Source organism: Peptoclostridium sp. AF21-18 (assembly GCF_003478825.1).
Classification (GTDB): domain Bacteria; phylum Bacillota; class Clostridia; order Peptostreptococcales; family Peptostreptococcaceae; genus Peptacetobacter.
Genome location: NZ_QUGE01000014.1, coordinates 1 through 21,693 on the forward strand (window position 1 = coordinate 1; position 21,693 = coordinate 21,693).

The window sequence follows — 21,693 nt, forward strand, 5'->3', positions numbered from 1 at the left end:
CACAAGTTTTCCACAGTTTTAAATTATTATAATTTCCTTAAGAATAAAAAAAGTTCTCGGCATTAATAATTGTATTAATACCAAGAACTACTAATCATCATTTAAAAAGTATCATAATACTTTATATATTCTTCAACAACATTGTCCCAATTGAAGTCATTTTTTATTTTTTCTTCAAGATATTCCATATTCCATACATTTCTGTTGTATATATCCTCTACTCTATCAGCTATTTCAGATACATTGTTGCAGTCAACCGCATATCCTGCCTCTCCTTCTTTAAAGTAGCCATATACACCCTCATTTTTAGTGTATATTATAGGAAGACCTTGAGATAAAGCTTCTATATATACTAGACCAAAAGTTTCTCTTTTAGAAGGCATTATAAATATATCATTTCTTCTATAAAATTTTATAAGCTCCTCTTTAGGCATAAATCCATAAAAGTTTAAAGCTCCTTCTAATTCACCTTCAGCAAGTTTCTTTATCTTGCCTTCTTCCGGTCCTTTTCCTATTATATCCAATGTAGCATTATATCCTCTTTTTATAAGCTCTTTTAATACTGCTATTGTAGTATCTAAGTTTTTAACCCCTTCAAGTCTTCCGGCATAAACAAGTCTTATCTCTTTATCCTTGAATACTCTCTCTCTCATATCCATATTATCAAGCCAGAATTTATCTACACCATTTGGTATTACAATAGATTTTTTCTTCATTTCTTCTTTAAGATTTTCTGGTACATAAGTATCTATTACATCATCCTTATAGTAAGGTGATATAAATACTAAATACTTAGCATTCTTCATTATTTCAACACCTAGCTTTCTAAGCATTATCATCTTTTTGAAAAACACTTTAACATCAGTAGCCCTTATAGCTACCATGTAATCATATCCAAGCTTTCTTTTTAGTTTAAGTGCTAAGTAACCATTTACAAAAAGCGAATGTGCATGTACAACATCAACACCATCAAAATCCACTTTTTTATACATATCTTTTTCTATTCTATAATTTTTTAGATGGAATATTATTCTATCTAACTTTCCAAAACATTTAGAATAGATATAATTTATCCTCTCTGACTCAATTCCTTTATACTTTCCTATGTTTTCATCTCTATCTACGGGAATATATATATCATTTAATATCCCTGGTCTATCCATATGAGATATCAAATGCTTATATATTGTCGAACTTATATAGTATGAATTTATATGTAAAATTTTCATTTCCTTCTCCTAAAATTTATCTACCTATTGAATAGTACTCTATTCCGGCATTTTTCATATCTTCAGGACAGTAGCAATTTCTTCCATCATAAACTATACTTTCTGCCATATTTTCATTAAAATCATTAGGAGTAAGATCTTTAACCTCTTTCCATTCAGTCATTATAAAACAAAGTTTAGCATCTTTTAACGCTTCCTTAGCTGTTTTTGTATAGACTATCTTATCTCCAAACAATGTCTTTGCATTTTCAACACCAACTGGATCAAATGCATATATATCAGCACCTCTATCAAGAAGGTATTCTATATTTGGTATAGCTGGTGATTCTCTTAAATCATCAGTACCTGGTTTAAATGTAAGACCTAGTATAGCTACCTTCATACCTTCAAATGATTCTATCTTTTCTGCTGCAGCTCTAACTAATTTTAACTTCTGCTGCTCATTTACCTCTATAGCTGCTCTAACAGTCTTTAACTCATATCCATTCTGAGCTGATAACCAGTGAAGAGCCTTTGTATCTTTAGGGAAACAAGAACCACCATATCCTATTCCAGCTCTCAAGAACTTGCTTCCTATTCTATCATCGTAGCTCATTCCTTTTGCAACATCCTCAACATTGGCCCCTACTATCTCACATAAATTAGCTATATCATTCATATAAGATATTTTTAAAGCTAAGAAGTCGTTTGATGCATATTTTATCATCTCAGCACTGTTTCTGTCAGTTATAATCATAGGGATTTCAAAAGGAGAATAAATTTCTTTCATTATTCCCTCAGCCCATTCACTTTCAACACCTATTACTATCCTAGACGCATTTAATGTGTCGTGAACTGCTGTACCCTGTGCTAAAAACTCTGGGTTAGAAGCTAGCTCAATATGAATATTTTTATTTAAGTTTCTTCTTATATACTCTTCTATTTTTCCATTAGTTCCTATTGGAACTGTAGATTTTATTACTATTAATGTGTCTTTTTCTATGCTTTTAGAAATCTGTATAGCAACCTTTTTTATATAATCAAGATTAGCTGATCCATCGCTTCTCTCAGGTGTACCTACAGCTATAAAGATTACATCAGAATTTTTATAAGCAGATTCATAATCTGTTGTATAATCAATTCTTCCTTCTTTATAATTTTTCTGCATTATTTCTTCTAGTCCTTCTTCGTATATAGGTGAAAAACCAGCCTTCATTTTTTCTACCTTTTTTTCATCTATATCGACACAGACTACATTATGTCCTTTTTCAGCTAAACAAGCACCTGTCACAAGACCAACATATCCTGTTCCTGCTACTGCTATTTTCATCATTTCGCCTCCCAATCAATACAACGCTATAATCTCTTTCTTATAGCATTAACTACATAAAAACAGAATACATACATGCTTTTAAATAGACCTAAGCCCTCCACGTTTCTATACGTATTCCATGTTCTCTTTAAGGCTTTTATCTTATTACTAGATAGAGAATTACCTACTATTCTATAATTAACTAGTGGCTCCTCTATCCCGTATGCATACTTTTCTGTTCTAAGTATTTTCAACCATGTAGCAGTATCCTGTCCTCTCTTAACTAGAGGCATCTCAAAATCACCGATAATTTTTCTATCTAATACTACGGTTGAACATCCTATTATAGTGTTCTTTAAAAGACCTTCATAATCAATCTTTCTTGGAGCTCTTGCTATTTTATTAGTTTTTTCTCCATTTTCTCTCATATATCTATATGAAGTAAAGGAAAAACCTATATTTTCCTTTAGCATATGTTCAATCTGTTTTTCTAACTTAGTTTCCTCCCAGAGATCATCGCTATCTACAAACGCTATAAATCTGCCTTTTGCGTTTTTTATACCAGTGTTTCTACTAATAGCTGCTCCGGAATTCTTTTCTAATTTGATATATCTTATTCTATCATCACTATTTTGGAATTTTTCTATTATTTCTGATGAACTATCTTTTGAGCAGTCGTCCACTAAAATAAGTTCCCAATTCTTATATGACTGCTTCTGTATCGATTTTATTGTATCCTCTAAAAACCGCTCTGCATTATATACAGGAGTTATTATTGATACCAATGGTTCATTCATACGTTATACTCTCCTTATATATTAGCAATATTATTTTTTCAAACTAAAACTTATTCCTTAACAAATTTCTTTTGTCTTAAATATTTGTAATAACCTAGTGGAAAACATAATATATACATAAATTTATCACTTATCTTATTTATTTCTTTAAAATACTTACTATCTGATAATAATGAATATCTTGCCAAATTTATATAGTTCTTTATCCACATATAAGGGAAGTCCTTAAATGGATAAGTATTCTGATTTGTAAGATATAAATACTCTAATGCTCTTCCTTTTAATGCACTCTTTTTAAGAATATTTCTTGTAAGCCCATCTTCTAAGTATTCTCTTATTATCATTGGCTCATTTATACATATAACCTTATAATATTTAGATATTTCATACCAAACAACGCTCTCTGGCAAGAATTTTATCCCTTCTCTCTCTGGGAAAGGATAATGTTTTAGAATATCAGTTAAAAATACTATTGTTTTATCACCTTTTACTCCAAATTTATAATACAGCTCTGCAAAATGGCATATTAAATGTTCATCAGGAATTTCTGTTCCAAGTGTCTTTCCATCCTCCATTTTTGAACAAAGCCCTACAACTCCACAAAACTCATCTTTATTTTCTACCTTATTCCACTCTTGGATAACTAAATCCATTGAATTAGGCATAAGTCCATCATCGCTATCTACAATAAAGAAAAATTCTCCATTGGCATTTTTAACACCTGTATTTATAGCAGTGTGTTTTCCACCGTTTACTTTCTTTATATATCTTATATCTAAGACATCCTCTTCTATAAATTTCTTTACTAATTCCTCTGTATTATCTGTACTTCCATCGTCAACTATCAACCACTCAAAGTCATTGTATGTCTGTTTTTTTAAATCTTCATAAAGCTTTGATAGCGTATATTCTCTATTATAAGTAGGAGTAAATATTGTAAATTTATATCTATACATAATCTTTCCCTCCTAACTCTTTTTTATCCCATTTATAGCATAATTTATAAAATAATAAATAGCCTTTGGGAATGGTATCTTTTCAATATTTCTATATATATTCCAAGTCCACTTAGCAGCCTTAAACTTATTCCCGCTAAGAGAAGTACTTGATTTTCTATACATAGCAAGAACCTCGTCGATACCATAAGCGGTAATACCTCTTTTTAATATAGAAAGCCAAAGAACATAGTCCTCATGTCTTTCCCCACTCATTCTTATATCAAATCCAAGCTTTTCTCTGTTTATAATAACAGTAAGACATCCTAAAACATTTCCTTTAAGCAATGTTTTATAATCAACACTATGTGGTACTCTTATTTCCTTGTGCATCCTATCGCTATTTTCATCCATTAGTTCATATGCAGTAAATGTTATAACATAGTCGTTTTCTTGCATAAACCTAATCTGCTTCTCTAATTTTTCACGGTCCCATATATCGTCACTATCTAAAAAGGCAATAAAAGCCCCGTTAGCCATTTTTAAGGCAATATTCCTAGCATTAGAAACACCAGAATTTTTTTCAGTTCTTATATATTTTATTCTATCGTCATTTTCTGAGTATAATTTTGCTATTTCAGAACAACCATCTGTTGAACAGTCATCGACAATTATCATTTCCCAGTTTTTATAACTCTGCTCAAGAACTGATTCTATTGTCCCTACAATATATTTTTCAGCATTATACATGGGCGTAATTATAGACACTAAATTTTTATCCATCTTAATTTTCCTCATCATTTGTTATTTATTTAATTTTTCTACTATGCAATTGTAAATTCTTTCGCAATTGCCATTATCATTGTATCTGAAAAATTTATTTCTTGCAATCCTTTGACTCTCTGTAACCTCAAAACCACTTTCTATTATTTTAACCAATTTCTCAACAGCTTGATCTTTATTGTAAGCCACATCCCCAAACATTTCATTATCTAAATCTATATAAGAATCAACCTCTTCTTTATATTTTTCAACATCAAACTGATAGAAAAGTATAGGTCTATCCATATACATAAAGTCCATTGCTACACCAGAGTAGTCTGTTATATTAGCTGCTGATGCAGTTATCTCATCGGCTAATGTAACATCTTTATCTAAAAATATAATTCTTTTTCCAGTTATATTTTCTTTTATATCATCGATAAACTCGTGCATTAAATGGTGCATATAGAATTTTATATTTACATCATTAGCCTCTAATGCTTCATTAAGCTTATCGTCATTTAAGAATAGCATAATATTGCTAAAATACTCAGTATCAGTAAATTTTTTATCGCCAAACTTAATCCAATCTCTCCAAGTAGGCATATATAATATATCTCTTGAAGCAGGCTTTTTATTTAATGGAAGATTGTCCTGTCTTGCACAGCCTGTAACACAAACTGCATCCTCGTCCATTCCCCACTCATTTACCATTATATTTCTTTCAAAATCAGATATAGCTGTTGCCATATTATAACTGCGCATAAGCTCATCTATTAAATTCTTAAATCTTGCATTCATAGGTTTTCTTTTCTTAAAGCTTATAGCTCCATGATTTAAAAATACCTTAAATGTCTTCTTATGGAATCTATTAAGAAGAGGTACTGCAAAATTGTACGGTGCTATATCTGCAGAAGGAGCATGTGAAAATATAACTACCTCCGCATTATAATAGTACAGATAATTTTCCACACTTCCCTTTATTAACTTATTGCCAGGAATTTTATCTTTTATCTTACTATTTTTATCAATAACCCAATATATATCTATTTCCTTGTGATTTTTTAATATATACTCATATAAAAACTTCGAGTTATCGTCGTATATATCTCCAGAATGACCACCTATTAGCCATATATTCTTATCCTTAAAAATACTTTTTTTGAATGGGTACTGAAGTAAAGCTAAAATCATATTAAATAATTTCTTTATCTTTTCCATAACTTACCTCATCTAACATTACATTTTATATTGTCTAAATCCCTCTATTCTACCTTTTATAGTAGCTTCATGGTAATCTCTATCCTTGTTTAAAATTATTCCACCTATATTTCTTATAAGCTTATATGCCATAATCTTTATAAATTTATAATTTTTTCTATAAACTATCTCTTTCTTACAAAGAGCTCCAAATCCTCTACCGTAATTAAAATCTCTTTCATACTTTGCACTAGATTTAGAATGTTTCTTAACTGGATGATGTATAATATCGTCACCAAAATATCTTCCTTTAAACCCTCTACTAAGAAGATCTAAAACATAATCAGTTTCTTCTCCTGCTCCAAACTCAGCTCCAACTCCAAGTCTTTCATCGAATCTAGTATAACTATCACTACTTCCAAAATTAACAAAAAACGTTATGGAGCAAACTGTAAACGAAATATTTGTGCTCTCTATCTCACAAATACCGTCATTCATCTTTATAAAGCCTTCTTTTTCATCAAAATCTAGTGTTTTACAACTATAGATTTTATAGTCCTGATTTTTTTCAAAAAAATTAATAGCCTTCTCTATAGTATCAGGCTTGTATGCGCAGTCGTCATCAGGAAAGGCTAAAACCTCTCCCTTTGCGACATCAATTCCTAAATTTCTATTGTAGCTAAGTCCTTTTTTATTGCTCTTTATATATTTTATATCTAAACAATCTACATATTTATCGACAATTTCTTTAACTTTATCGTTATCATTCTGATCTACAACAATAAGCTCAAAATTCTTATATGTCTGCTCAAGCAAACTATCCATAAATCTGTATATATCATCAAACCTATTTAACGTAGGCATTATTAGCGACACTAGCATCTTTTCTTCTCCTAAACTTAACCTTATTTTTTAACGTATCATCCAATATAATATATTTAATTAAAAATACTATACCGAAATTAAATCCTGCCTCAAATAATATATTTTCAGCAAATGAATAAACTAAAAACATTACTATAACAGCAATATACTTGTTTTCATTTTTCTTTATAAAAATATCTAATCCCTTGTACAATAAAAACATAAAGAATACCACAGATACTAAACCTAACATAACTGTTAAATACACATATGAATTATCCAAAGGATTTGCCTGTTTTATCTCTGCAGAATATACATTTCCAAATAAAGATAAGAAATTACCTTCTTGTGTTAAGTATATATTCCAGTATCTAGGTCTAGAAGCTAAAACTGAATTTAAAAGCTCACTCTTTGAGAATAAAACACCTATAGCTACCGATCCTACTAAAAGTAGTATAGGTGATATCTTTACTAAAAAACTTATCTTAGTATATCTCTTTAAATCTATATACTTCAATATCTCAACAAGGAATAAAGCTGCTATCATAGTCAATAGCCCAGTTCTACTCATAGTAACTTTATAAATAAATATAGTCATCACAAGTAATATTGCTCTATCCACCATATTATACTTATCAAACCTCAAGAAAATATATGCTGCGTAAACACCTATAGAATAGAAGAACACAAGATTTGGGTTATGTAGTCCAAAGCAGTTTCTAACAACATATACACCATCTTTTAATCTATAATGTGTATCTGAAATCTTTATCAAATCTGGTAAAAAATTTCCAATAAGAACAAATGCTATTATAAACAATGCATTTATAATAAGATAATTCTTTACAACATACTCATCATCTATATCTCTTACACTTATTGCCAATAATATCAGAACTAGAATAGCGCCTTCTCTAGTAAAAACATACAATACACATGCAGTTAAAAAGATTGCTAGTTCTGTAATATTATGCTTTCTTATCAATAAAAACTGAATCATCAAAAGCCCCATAGAAGCATAAAATAATAGTGATGAACTTTTCTCTATAAAAGCTGTGGGCTCTAAATTAAAAATCATATATCTTCTAAGTAAAATTACAACCATTGTAATACTAAAGAAAGCCCTACTTAAATTACTGTTTTCTCGCATATTTAATCTCTCCATACTATCTTCTCCTCTTTAGAGTTAGTAGAGTATTACTTGCAAAAATTCTCATACATTTATAAATCTTTTTAAATCCAGACATATGCTTTGTTTCTAGGAAATAATTTCTTTTTTTTGCCCAGCTTTTTCCCCACCAGTGTATAACATAAGTATTTTCTGTAATACAATCGTCTGTATAATCTTCATTATAATTAAATGGGTAAAAATACTCTTCATTGTAAACTTTTATTCCTTCAGAAAAATTATTTCTATCAAACTTTTCATACTTTTCATTAAGTATATAAGTCATTATCTTTGGAATTGTATATAAATCAGACTTCATAACATCCTCATTGTAAAAATCAAGCATATCCTTGATAAATGGATGATGTGGCTCAGCTCCTATTATCGCTCCATTTGCATATTTTTCGCTCTCATATCCAAAGAACAGTCTATTTTCTTCCAAAAGAGGTGTTAAATCTTTCAGCACCTGAATATCTGTATCCATATAAAGCCCACCCTGCTCATATAGAACCTTTAATCTCATATAATCTGCTATAAATGCCCAAAGTTTCTGTTTATAGCATTCTTCAAGGAATTTTTTTCCTTTAATTTCTTTTTCTATATCAAAATTTTTCTCATTCCACTCTATAATCTCATAATCAGGAAGCTTATCTTTCCAAATATTAATACAAATATTCTCTACATTTCCTTTTGGACCGCCAAGCCAGACATAATGAATTTTCTTATCTATCAAATAAATCCCCCCTACTCTATAAACGAGCTTCTATATACTCCATAAATTTTTCGATTTTTTTATCAGACTCTACTTCATTATCTCCACAAACACCAAAGTAGAACTTAATCTTTGGTTCAGTTCCAGATGGTCTTATAGCTATCCAAGACTTATCTTCTAAAACAAATTTAAGAACATCAGCTTTAGGAAGCCCATCTATTCCTTCTTTGTAATCTAACTTTCTATCAACCTTCACTCCAGCTATAGAATCTATATCGTCATTTCTAAATGACTTCATAATCTCAGCTATCTTCTCAACTCCATCTATACCCTTTAAAGTAATAGACTTAAGCGCTTCCTTATAATAACCAAACTTATCATAAATCTCCATAAGCGCATCGTAAAGACTCATACCTTTTAGCTTATAGCAAAGTGCTGCTTCAGATAGTATTAAAGATGCAACAACAGCGTCTTTATCTCTAGCGTGAGTACCTACAAGATATCCATAGCTTTCTTCGTATCCTATAACGAAATTCTTAACTACACTTCCAAAATCTTCGTACTCGTGTATTTTCTCACCTATAAACTTAAATCCAGTAAGAGTATTTACAACTTCTGCTCCATAATGCTCAGCAATAGCAGCACCAAGCTCTGAAGTAACTATAGTTTTTATAATTACTGATTTTTCTGGAATAGTACCAGCTTCAGCCATCTTAGAGAATAGATAATTTACGATTATCGCTCCAGTCTGATTTCCATTTAAAACAACGTACTCTCCATTATTATCTCTAACAACTATCCCAACTCTATCACAGTCTGGATCTGTACCTATAATTAAATCCGCATTGCTTTCCTTAGCCATATCTATAGCTATATTAAACACAGCCTTTTCCTCAGGGTTTGGATACTCAACTGTACTAAACTCTGTATCAGGTAACTCCTGTTCCTTAACAACAGCAACATCTGTAAATCCAGCATCCTTAAGCGCTCTTCTAACTGGAACATTACCTGTACCATGTATTGGAGTATAAATTATTCTTAACTTATCTCCGTTTTCAGAAACCATCTTCTTATCTCTAATCTGGCTTAAAACAGCTTCATTAAACGCATTGTCGACATCATCATCTAAAACAGTTATCATTCCAGACTCTAAATAAGAATCAAAACTTCCTGCCTTTATATCACCTAAAGAATCAATAGAATTTACCTCATCTATAATCTCATTAGCTTCATCGACACATATCTGTCCACCATAGCTTCCATATACCTTGTATCCATTGTATTCTTTTGGATTGTGGCTAGCTGTAATAACTATCCCCATCTGACAATTTAAATGTCTAATTGCAAAAGAAAGCATAGGTGTAGCTCTAAGACTATCAAACACAAAAGCTTTAACACCATAAGCTGCTAATGTAGCTGAAGCCTCCTCACAAAACTCTCTAGACATTCTTCTACTATCATGAGCTATAACAACCCCACGACTTTTACCTTCTTCGCCAAACTTTCTTTCTATATATTTACAAACTCCCCGAGTAGCTTTTCTAACAGTATAGACATTCATTCTATTTGTACCTGCTCCGATAATACCTCTCATACCTGCAGTACCAAACTCTAAACTCTTATAAAATCTTTCCTTTATCTCATTTTCATCGTCTGCTATCCCTCTAAGCTCGTCCTTTATATCTTCATCAAAATAAGAAGACTCCATCCACTCGTTATATATATCTTTATAGCTCATATTTATTCTCCTTTATCTCTTAAGAAATTTAGACTTAGCTTTTCCAAATATATCAAAAACTAAGCTCATCTCATCTACTTTTAATATCATTATTAATATAAAGTATACTACAACACTTACAACAACTGAACAAACTAATGATAAAAGTTCATTTATCATTCCTGCACCAAGTATACCATACATTCCTTTATATACAAAAACAGTACATACTCCCATTGTAACAGAAGAAACCAAACTCTTAAGACCAGTTTTTAAAATCTTATCTCCACCGAAGTATCCTGTTCTCTTCTTTAAAGATCTAAATAAAAGCATCACAGTAACAATAGATGCTATACTTGTAGAAATAGCAAGCCCCTTATAACCTAAAGGCTTAATTAAAATTAAATTCATTACTATATTCATTACAAGAGCAATACTCGCATTTATCATAGGCGTCTTAGTATCTGATAACGAATAGAATACTCTAGTAATAACATCTCTAACTCCCATAGCTGCAAGCCCTAAAGAGTACAGACGTAATGCGTTGTATGTCATATTAGTAGACTCTGCATCAAAAGCCCCTCTTTGAAATAAAATCCTTACAATAGGCTCAGCAAGCACAATAGCTCCTACAGTTATAGGTAAAACTAAAAGTAAAATACAATTAGAAGACTTCACTATTGTATTTACAAAATCTTCCTTCTTGTCAGCATTTATCATTCTAGCTAACTTAGGATATATAACAGTTACTATAGATGTAACAAATAAAGCCATAACAAAATCGTTAAGCTTATTTGCATAGTTTAGAGCCGAAAGCGGACCATCTCCAAGAGTAGTCGCAAGTGCCTTATCAACTGCAGTATTAATCTGCCCTATAGCAACACCTATAATCATAGGAAGCATTAGTATAATCATACTCTTTATATTCTCTTCCTTAACATTCAAATAAGGCTGATACTTATAACCTTTCTTAATTGCAAAAGGTAGCTGGAACAGCATCTGACTTGCCATACCAAGAAGCGCACCTATAGCCATAACAATTACATTAGTCTTAGTACTGATAGCTATAGCTGAAATTATAAAAATATTGTACGGAATCCCAATTAAACTAGGAACCGTAAAACTATCATTAACATTCAAGTACGTACCTAAAATCTTACTAAGCGCTAAGAAAATAACACCTATTATCATAATCTTAGTAAATGATACAGCTATTCTAAACTTTTCACCTGTAAATCCTACTGCAAACACCTTTACAAACTCATCAGTAAACAAAAGTCCAAAAATAGCTACAACTATCGCCAATAAAGCAATAATATTTATCATATTATTAGTAAACTTTAACGCACCCTCAGTGCCCTCTTTTTCCTTAGTTTCAAAATATATTGGAACATATATTGTAGCAATAGCAGAACCTACAATAGCAATTATAAGCCCTGGTATATTTAGCGTTAATAAAAATACGTCTGCATATGCCCCTGTACCATAAAAACTAGCCAAAACTACCTCTCTAAAAAATCCCAAAACCTTAGAGAGCATAGTGGCTATCATAATCCAAACTGCTGCCTTAGCTGTACCTGCCATCTCATTTCTCCTTCATATCTCTTAAATAACACTCAAAATAAAATATTTTTCAAAATAAAAGGGCTCTTTTAGAGCCCTCAAAAATACTATTCAAATTATCTAGCTCCATCTCCTGTTAAAACAACAGCAACTGTTTTGAATATAATCTTAAAATCAAGTAGTACACTTCTATTTTTTATATAATATATATCCTCAACAAGTTTTTCAGCTGGAGTCATATCATAACCACCGTTTACCTGTGCCCAACCAGTAAGCCCTGGCTTAACTGCAAGTCTATTTATAAAACCTGGTATCTCTCTATTGAACTGTTCTGTAAACTGTGGTCTTTCTGGTCTTGGACCAATAAGACTCATATCACCCTTTAGAATATTGAACAACTGAGGAATCTCATCTATTCTGGTTTTTCTTATAAATCTTCCAACTTTCGTAATTCTTGGATCGTCTTTTTCTGCCCACTGAGCACCGAACTTCTCAGCATCAGTTCTCATTGATCTCAATTTATATATATAAAACCTCTTTCCGCCTTTTCCTAGTCTTTCCTGCTTATAAGTTATAGGCCCGTTATCCTCAATCTTTATCCGTATTCCAAATATTATAACTAGCGGTATTCCTATCGCTAATCCAATCAATGATAATATTATATTTAAAACTCGCTGATAAAAATCAAAAATAGCTCCACCTTTAACTATGCCATAATCTATAGAGTCTATAAAATCCTGTAAGTTTTTATCTTCATCACTTCTATATTCAGACATAATTACCTCCATTACATTAATTCCTATTGTTATATTATACTCAAAAATGAATATATTATCAATAGCTTATGAAAATCCTACTCTTTTAAAGCTCTAAAAGTAATTAATGCAATCATAACTATCAAAATAAATGAAGTCACAATTCTAGCAATATCGCTATCTAAATTTATCACGCTAGTCTTTTTAATCTCAAATCCAACGCTGCAAAGCTTCTTAATATTATATTTCTTTAAGAAGTCCCTTGCATCATCTTGAATATAATTTGTATCATTTATTAAAATAGGCTCGCCACTTTTTGCCATTCTTGGAACAGCTGCAATACTATTTACAAACTCACCTACATTTAAATCCTTACCATTTATTAAATTTCCACCTTTTGCGACATAAACCTTGTCTACCTTATCCATATCGTAAAACGCTTCAATTACATTTCTATTAACTTCATACTTATCCTTACCAGAAATTCTCTGCACATTAGGAAGCACTTTATCAACTGTACCACTAAGATCATTAAACCTACCTATAACATAAGTTTTCTCTATACCATTCTCTCTGGCAAACTCAGCCGCTTTATAAAGATTAGACTCATTAACAGTTAAAATAGGTATCCCTTTCTCAGCAGCCTTTCCCAAAACAGAAACTCCTATAGAATAACCATTCTTTCCATCAAAGACTACAAACATCTCCTTGCTTTTAGTCTTTTTAACTGTCAACTCAGCAAATAATTTACTGACATCACCTCTATTTTTCCGTACTATTCTCTCTACATCAGTACCAGTTCTTTCTATTGTTCTCTCTATAGGCTTAGATATCGTATTTATTCCTCCTAAAATATAAACCTTATTTAAATGATTCTCGCTTATAAAAGAATAAATCTCACTTGGTAAATCTCCCTTTTCTGTAAGTAGTAGAGGTATATTATTAGCATAGGCGTAAGGTACAGCATTCATAGCAGAGCCTATATCATTAGTATTAATTAAAATCGCTTCTTTAGGATTATCCCAGTAGCCTTCACCACAGCTTATAATAGTCTCATATCTATTAACTCCCTGTATCTTTTCCTTTTCATACCCTCTTAGATATAGCTTATTTATCACCTTTCCAGAGAACAAATAAGCTACAACTAATAATAATGCAAGTAACACCGCTGTTATTTTCTTCTTATTCATAATTTTATCTCCTAATCCTACTTAGCAAAACTAACAGCAGTTCTATAAACAATTAAATACATCTAAGGAATTCCCTAGATGTATTCAATCGTTACTTCCTATTATTTTATAGATTCAGCTATACCAGCTGCTATCTGATTTCCTAGAGTATTCACCTTAGAATCTGAATTAAGCTTATTCATATCCTTTGTACTATCTATAAATGCACATTCTATAAGCATAGATGGATAATTATTGTGTCTTAAAACATAGTAGTAATCAGTTCCACTGCTATTAGCTTTTGCTTTTATTCCTCTATTTGTAAAACCAAATGTATTTACAATTCTCTTTAACACATTTGATGCGGCAGTTTTTGTTAACCCACCATTCTTGTCCCTTACATTATAATACACTTCTGTACCATTTGCACTACCATTATATGAATTATAGTGAATACTTGTAAATAATTTTGGTCCTACTTCATTAGAAATAGTAGTTCTTGTACCTAATGATAAATAAGTATCGTCACTTCTAGTGAGAACTACATTATATCCTTTAGCTCTTAAAGCAGAACTTGCTGCAAGAGTAGTTCTTAAAGCGTAATCTTTTTCTTTTCTTCCACCAGAAACAGCTCCTGAATCTGAACCCCCGTGTCCTGCATCAAGAACAACAGTATTATTGCCAGAAGCATTAGTATTAGTATTTGAATTGTGTTTAGAAACACTGTTTGATATTGAAGTTATAACCTTAGAAGTTATACCTCCACCTACCTGATAAACTTTATCTGCTTTATAAGTATTTAAAACTTCTGTGTGTCTAGCAGAAACATAATTAGTAGGATTTATAAGAATAGGAGACTTTTTAGTTGCTGCTAAAGGTCCACTAGTCATCGCATCTACAAGCTGATCAGACTTAGCAACAAATAAAGCGCTTAAATTCTTATCATGGTAGAATTTCTGGATAACAGCTGCATTTGTTTCATGTCTATCAGATCCATATACTCTATTTTTTGAAACATCTGCGCTTACTACACCATCAATCTTATTTAAAACATACTTAGAAACAACATTTTCTCCACCTATAACATATGCATCAGATAAACTTTCTGATTTTAACCAACTATATACAGAAGAATTTATAGAATTTTTATCTGTAAGTATTATTGGCTGTTTATCTTCACCTGCTTTTGCTGCTATAGTAAGTGCGTCTATCTGACCATTTGTTCCATTTGCAACATATACCTTATTTACATCGTGATTTTTATCTATAGCCTTAGCTATATTTAAAGAAATTTCTGTAATATTATTTCCACCTATACGAGAAATTGAAGCTCCACTCTTCTTTAAAGCATTTATTGCTCCAGAACCAACCTGGCTTTCATTACCTACAACTATTATATTCTTAACATTTAATCTCTTTAATTCATTTATAACATAGTCTGGTGTACTATTATTATTAGTTAAAAGGATTGGTGCTTTGTAAGTAGTTGCAAGAGGTGTAGCTATAACTCCTTCTGTAGTAGCATATCTATTAACTACAACAACTGTATCAGCTTTACTCCAACCTGCCTGAGAAACTTTTATAGCTGTCTTATATCTATTATCTCCTACAAGCTTATCAACTGGAGCTGCAGCTCTAGCTAAACTTCTCTGAACCATATTAGAAGCTGATTCACCTTCAGCAACTGCTTTTTGAACCGCTTCATCATCTATTAATATTTCCTGAGTAATATCACAAGAATCTAAATCAAGTCCCATACTTTCTAAATCACTTCTATTTAAAGTATATGGATTTGCTGACTTAACTTCTATCTTATCTAATTCCCAAACATTTAAGTATTCTGGTTCCTGATCAAACTTAACAGTACCTTCGTAAACATCTTTATCTTTATTGTATTTTAATTCAGAACTTATAGTCATATCGTAACATTTAAAATCTGCAACTATCTTTTCAGCATCTAATTTTTCCTTAAACTTAACTGAAATACCAGACTCTGTCCCAAAAACTACACTCTTACTTTCTATATCAACACTTATTGCTTTTTCCTGTGCACTACTCTGTGCAAATGCCATAGTTGGTGCCATCATTGTCGCTGCCATAACAACAGCTGTTGTCGCTTTAAATCTTCTCTTCATAAACTCCTCCTTAATTTTCATAAATTTAATATAACCTAAACCGTAGCTTCCTCACTACAAAATCATTCTCTAAACCGACTTTCAAAAGGCGATTTTAACCTTTTTAACAAATATTATGTAAATCTCATAACATTATGTAAATCATTATAGCACAAAAAGTTACAATTTGTAACCTTTTATCCCAAGCTTTTTGCCAAATTAAAACATTTTAGTGACATTTTTTTTCAATTAACATAAGTGCCGTCGTTTTTACTATCTATTTTACTAATTATTTATTTCCTCTTTATTATTTTCTTTAACCTCGTATCTATTCTCGCCAGTCTTAGGATTTATAAAATCAGAATAAATTCCCTTAGCACCTAGCTCCTCTAGCTCCTTAACTTTATCCGTATTATTATATGTATTTACATAAACATAAATACCTCTCTGTTTAAGTTCTCTAATAAACTTAGAATCTAACTTTAGTTTATCTATAACTACCACCTTTATACCATTTTCATAAGAAAAATCTATAACCTCTTTAGCCCTCAAACTCTCTTGCTTATAAAGAGTATAAATCATAGATTTAAATTCATATGTATCCATTACATCATTTAACATCTGTTCATCGTAAATCTGAGGAATCATCCTATCAAGTACCTTTACATTTTCCTCTTTAGCAATCTTTACACACCTTTCATAAACATTCTTACACTCACGAGGCTGCCCTTTAACATCTACAACAAACTGAACATCCTTATATTTTTCGGCAAGCTTACAAACATCTCTAAAAGATAGTGCCGTATACATACCATTTATCTTAGTAGCTAAAAACTCTTTAAGAGTAGGCTTATTTACAGCCCAAGTTGGAGATAAACCTAAATCCTTAAGCCCTTGCTCCCCCCAAGAATGAAGAAGCACAGGTTGATTATCACTAGTCAAAGCCAAATCAAACTCAAAAATTCTATACCCTAACTTATAATTAAACTCAAACGCTTCTAAACTATTTGTATAAACTCTCTTATTGATTCCACCCATAGCGTGTGCAATATACTTATTATCCTTCATCCAATCGTATGTAAATCTCTCCTTAAAACTATCTATAAACACCCTATTACCAGAAAGCTCAAGAATATTTACATACATACAATCTTGAAGAAACTCAAGTGGAGCATAAAGCTTACCTTCCATAAGTTCTATCCTACCATCCATCTTTACCTCTTCCTTTGCGTTTCTATTATAAACAACATTAGATCCTTTCTTTAAATCATAAACAGTATCTTGATACTTAAGCTCTATCTTTCCAAAATTTTTCTCCTCATAACTGTACTTAGCGTCTAACGCCTTCATAATATCATCTAGTGGTAAAAAAACTATATTATTTCTAATCTTATACGGCTTTGTTGGCTTAAACTTCTTATTATTAACATAAATAACCTGATTAATCTCTGTATCCTTATACTCAGCTATCCTCTTGCTCTCTTTAGCCTGCATAACACCTAAATAACCAGCAAACACAACAACTACCGCCAAAATAACTCCAGCAACCTTACTTGCTATCCTTGCAGACCTAAACTTTCTAAAAAAACTCTTTATCATAAAAACTTCCTCCATTAATATCTATCAACTTCAATCAAAACTCTATATAAAAATTTACTCAATAATATCTATATTATACTTTATAACTCAACATTTTCTCTACTTTTAAAAACAAAAAAGTACAAAAAAATAAACACTTCCGCTCCGAGATTTACATATTTACTCTCAACAAAACTATTTACTAACTTGCTCCTCAGATCTGTTATGATTTTATATGCAGCAGCCGAAATTTTTGTTTTGAACAATATCAATTCGCACGACAATCTGCAAGCGACTTGCAACTCATAAATGTGTTACATAAAAGTGCGAGTCGCTGAAGCTTGGAGGCGAATGATATGTTCAACGCAAAATAGGCTGCTACAAATAAAATTGTAACAGCCTATTTACCCACTATCTACAAGAGATATCTAAAAATAATGTATATTCATCTTCACAATCTGTTTGAGGGAACAGACAGGAAAATATGAATAATCCTATAAATAATTCCTTATACATATATTATACAACAAAATGTTCTATTTGCAACAAAATTATACATTTTTCAAAATAATTTCATATCAAAAAAGTTCTATTGTATAATACATATATATTATATTAATATAATACCCAAAAACACAAAATTCAAACAAAAAAATAATAATTTTCCAATTCAACCTAACCCATCCTAAAAAAAGACAGGTGATCCACTGTGGAATGATGAATCACCTGCCAAACAAAAGAATGTTTGTGAAAGTTATCCAACAATCTATCAAGATTGTCAAATAAGAAAAAAGATGTGTTTAGAGAAAAAAAGAAAAACGATTTGCTACCCAAAAAGGAAAACGGTAGCTTTTAACGAAACTGAGGAAAAACGGAGAAAAAAATAAATAAGAAAAATTATCAGTAGTAATGCCGGGAGCGCATCCCCGACATTACATTTCCAAATCTATTTTTAAATCCAAACCCAGTATATTTATCTGCCACACAGTCCCCACTGTGTGGCAGTGAATAACATCTTTAACTCAATACTAACTTTCTAAATTTATTCTAAAACCAACTCAAAAACTAACTGTGATTGAGTATGAATATATTTTATGTTTATTTAATTTATTTTTACCTAATAATTCTAACTTGATCGTTCTAATTAGTTATAATTTTTTACATCGTTTACTTTATCTATTGTGAAGTAATTAGTTATACTTTGTTTATTGTGAAGTGTTTATGTTTTGACTATAATTAACTTATCCTTATAATCTTAATTCTTAAATACTTTATAATTTTGAAATCAATTTAATATACTATTTTGCTTCAATAATTATTTTTCAAGTCCAAGTAAGTTAGCTAATGTCTTAACAACATCAAGACTAACACCATGACCTACCTGGTAAAGAGCATTTGCATTTTTACCGTATAATTCTAAAGCATTTAGCTGAGCTTTATCTAATTTATTTGTAGCAAGTACTATTGGAGCATTATTAAGAGCTGCTAAGTTAGATACTGTTAATGCATCAACTAATTCCATTTTATTTCTCTGTCCGTCTTTTGCTACTAAAACATCAGTATTGTCACCAAATCCATTTTTAGCGTAGAATGTGCTTATAACTTTTGCATTAGTTTCCTGTCTATTTTCACCAGCTATTCTTGTAACTGGGTTAGTTTTATTAACAGCTTCTTTTATACTATCAAAATCAGCTTTAGAAACAACAGATTCTCCACCTACAACAGTAACTGCTTTATTGCTTAAGTATTCTAAAGTATCATCTGATAAACCACTATTTTTAGATACTATTATTGGAGCCTGATTACCAGCATTAAGGTTTTTATTTGATGCAACTGAAGCTATAGACATAGCATCTGCTTCACCATTTGCTCCTACAACATATGCATTTGTAGCACCATTTATAACATTGGCAACTTTCATAGAAGTATCTTCTCTATCTTTACCGCCGTATCTCTTAACTGTAAATCCATATGATTTAAGTTCTTTTTCTACATTTCTTGATACAACACTAGTACCACCAACTATATCTATTTCTATACCACTTAAGTTTCCTACCTCCGCATTTCCAGCTAAAGTTTTTATGTAATCTGCAGTAGCTTTTGGTATTCTATCTTTTTCAACTAAAAGCATTGGTGCATTTGCCTGAGCTGCTAATGGTGATGCAGATAATCCATCTACTAATGAATTTCCGTTAACCATAACTATTTTACCAGTTCCGCCACTAAAAGCTTTATTCTGATCTGCATATTCTTTAGCTACTTCTACAGCTGTTTCATATCTATTTTCACCTGCAAGTATATCTACTCTTGCATTTTCATTGTATAACCAACTTAATAAAGTCTGAGCATCATTTTTGTTTTCACCTTTTATTGTATAGTTTGTTAATTTTTTACTATTAGTTTTATCTGTAACAGCTATAGTAAATCCATAGTTTCCATCAGCTGATTTGCTAAGAGGATAATTTGCATCACCTATAGTTGCTCCTGATAATGTAGCAAACTTAACATTAGTATTTGGTATAGTATTTGCAGTTGGATTTGATTCTTTTAACTTAGTTAATAAATCATGTCCTTCTGTAGTTAACATAACACCATTGAATAAATCAGATGTTTTGAATGAATTTGCTGAACTTCCTACTACTTTATAGCTATCAACAACCTGATCTGGTATATCCTGATAAGTATTTAAACTTTCTTGTGCCATAACTGGGAATCCACAGAAATCTGCTGCTGATGCTGGTGCACCTGTTGCTATAGGTGTTACCTGACCTTTAGTATTTATATATTTTGTAAAGTCTAATAATTTATCACCTGGTTTTATAACTATAGGTCCTTTAGTTCCTGCATTTGCATTTAAGTTTATAGTTATTGATTTACCAGGATCAACTGTTATATTAGGGTTTATTGTTGGTGCTGGATCAGATACACCTGTGCTAGTATGCTCTTCTGGCGCTTCTGCTCTACTTACTGCATTTCCTAATATATTACTGTTACTTGCTAGTGCAGTAGTTATTGCTTCTGCAGTAGCATTACTCATATCTGACTCTGTATATTCTGTTTTTAACGTATTTGCATAAACATTATTACCTTCCTGTACAAATCCTCTTGACCATACAGAAACTGTCTGACCAGCAGTTAAACTACCTATAGCAGTCTGTAGAGCAGACTGAAGCCCTTCACCGCTATTAAGAGCTGTTGTTATAGCTGGAACTTCTTTTCCATCTACTTTAACATAGTAAACATACTGACCTGCATATGCTCCATTTCTTTTATCATTTGAGAATTTTATATTTTTTTCTGATAATAAAGTTTCTCTAACTTTTCCTATTAGTAATCCTAGGTTGCTTGCCTGTACTTCCGTATCTGTTGTAGCAGCCATTATTGGTGCAACAGTTGTAGCTAGCATCGCTCCTGCCATTACTACTGATAATTTTTTCTTATTCATTATCATTACCTCCATTTTCGTTTTATAATTTGTTACATCTCTTCTTATTTCTATTCTCGGCACCATAAAAATATGTGCTGTTTTCTTCCACACCTCAAGTTTATATCAACTGAGAAATAATAACAAGTGGGTTTACTTCTATTATTAAAACGAATCTTTATTAACAGTTATTAAAATAATATATTTTTTACTTTTATCTCTAAAATACTATAGTTTTCTTGATAACTTATTCTCATATATCTTCACATACTATTCATAATTGAAACTCAGCTAAAAACCTCTATCAACTATGGTAATACTGATAAGTAATCATTATTTATATTTATATATCCATAATAATAAATTATTTTTATCTGATTTTCATTTAAAACTTCACACGAACTTCTTTAGACCT

The 21,693-nt window shown here is 31.1% G+C and carries 16 protein-coding genes; all 16 read right to left on the minus strand.

Annotated elements, in window-relative coordinates; all coding sequences use genetic code 11:
- Positions 1 to 101 precede the first annotated feature (101 nt).
- Entirely contained in the window at positions 102 to 1,229 is a 1,128-nt protein-coding gene (locus tag DWX74_RS07055) for a glycosyltransferase family 4 protein (protein WP_118549347.1), read from the minus strand.
- Between the two features lie 16 nt (positions 1,230 to 1,245).
- Positions 1,246 to 2,538: a UDP-glucose dehydrogenase family protein gene (locus tag DWX74_RS07060; RefSeq protein ID WP_118549348.1), complete on the minus strand. Its 1,293-nt coding sequence runs from the start codon at positions 2,536 to 2,538 to the stop codon at positions 1,246 to 1,248.
- Positions 2,539 to 2,564: 26 nt separating this feature from the next.
- A complete protein-coding gene (locus DWX74_RS07065) occupies positions 2,565 to 3,317 on the minus strand; it encodes a glycosyltransferase family 2 protein (protein WP_118549349.1) in 753 nt (250 codons plus the stop codon).
- Between the two features lie 50 nt (positions 3,318 to 3,367).
- The gene (locus DWX74_RS07070) at positions 3,368 to 4,273 is read right to left on the minus strand and encodes a glycosyltransferase family 2 protein (protein ID WP_118549350.1); all 906 of its coding nucleotides are present in this window, start codon (positions 4,271 to 4,273) and stop codon (positions 3,368 to 3,370) included.
- A 12-nt stretch (positions 4,274 to 4,285) separates the two neighbouring features.
- Positions 4,286 to 5,035 (minus strand): glycosyltransferase family 2 protein, encoded by a 750-nt coding sequence (locus DWX74_RS07075; RefSeq protein WP_199647602.1) that lies wholly within the window; start codon positions 5,033 to 5,035, stop codon positions 4,286 to 4,288.
- A gap of 21 nt (positions 5,036 to 5,056) precedes the next feature.
- Positions 5,057 to 6,235 (minus strand): CDP-glycerol glycerophosphotransferase family protein, encoded by a 1,179-nt coding sequence (locus DWX74_RS07080; protein WP_118549351.1) that lies wholly within the window; start codon positions 6,233 to 6,235, stop codon positions 5,057 to 5,059.
- Between the two features lie 18 nt (positions 6,236 to 6,253).
- Positions 6,254 to 7,096 (minus strand): glycosyltransferase family 2 protein, encoded by an 843-nt coding sequence (locus tag DWX74_RS07085; RefSeq protein WP_199647604.1) that lies wholly within the window; start codon positions 7,094 to 7,096, stop codon positions 6,254 to 6,256.
- Positions 7,062 to 8,243 (minus strand): polysaccharide polymerase, encoded by a 1,182-nt coding sequence (locus tag DWX74_RS07090; protein ID WP_118549352.1) that lies wholly within the window; start codon positions 8,241 to 8,243, stop codon positions 7,062 to 7,064. Before DWX74_RS07090 ends, DWX74_RS07085 begins: the two co-directional genes overlap by 35 nt.
- Before the next feature lies 1 nt (position 8,244).
- Entirely contained in the window at positions 8,245 to 8,979 is a 735-nt protein-coding gene (locus DWX74_RS07095; RefSeq protein WP_118549353.1) for a glycosyltransferase, read from the minus strand.
- Positions 8,980 to 8,995: 16 nt separating this feature from the next.
- Complete coding sequence (locus DWX74_RS07100) at positions 8,996 to 10,696, minus strand: phospho-sugar mutase (protein ID WP_118549354.1); 1,701 nt, start codon at positions 10,694 to 10,696, stop codon at positions 8,996 to 8,998.
- Between the two features lie 12 nt (positions 10,697 to 10,708).
- Positions 10,709 to 12,259, minus strand: a complete 1,551-nt coding sequence (gene murJ / locus DWX74_RS07105) for a murein biosynthesis integral membrane protein MurJ (RefSeq protein ID WP_118549355.1) — start codon at positions 12,257 to 12,259, stop codon at positions 10,709 to 10,711.
- Between the two features lie 95 nt (positions 12,260 to 12,354).
- Positions 12,355 to 13,014 (minus strand): sugar transferase, encoded by a 660-nt coding sequence (locus tag DWX74_RS07110; RefSeq protein WP_286164265.1) that lies wholly within the window; start codon positions 13,012 to 13,014, stop codon positions 12,355 to 12,357.
- 77 nt (positions 13,015 to 13,091) lie between these two features.
- Positions 13,092 to 14,183: a cell wall-binding repeat-containing protein gene (locus DWX74_RS07115; protein ID WP_118549357.1), complete on the minus strand. Its 1,092-nt coding sequence runs from the start codon at positions 14,181 to 14,183 to the stop codon at positions 13,092 to 13,094.
- 101 nt (positions 14,184 to 14,284) lie between these two features.
- Complete coding sequence (locus DWX74_RS07120) at positions 14,285 to 16,297, minus strand: N-acetylmuramoyl-L-alanine amidase (RefSeq protein ID WP_118549358.1); 2,013 nt, start codon at positions 16,295 to 16,297, stop codon at positions 14,285 to 14,287.
- A gap of 264 nt (positions 16,298 to 16,561) precedes the next feature.
- Positions 16,562 to 17,875: a glycerophosphodiester phosphodiesterase family protein gene (locus DWX74_RS07125; RefSeq protein ID WP_158573245.1), complete on the minus strand. Its 1,314-nt coding sequence runs from the start codon at positions 17,873 to 17,875 to the stop codon at positions 16,562 to 16,564.
- A gap of 1,294 nt (positions 17,876 to 19,169) precedes the next feature.
- Positions 19,170 to 21,299 carry a cell wall-binding repeat-containing protein gene (locus DWX74_RS07130; protein WP_158573246.1) on the minus strand — a complete coding sequence of 710 codons (2,130 nt, stop codon included), beginning with the start codon at positions 21,297 to 21,299 and terminating at the stop codon, positions 19,170 to 19,172.
- Positions 21,300 to 21,693 lie beyond the last annotated feature (394 nt).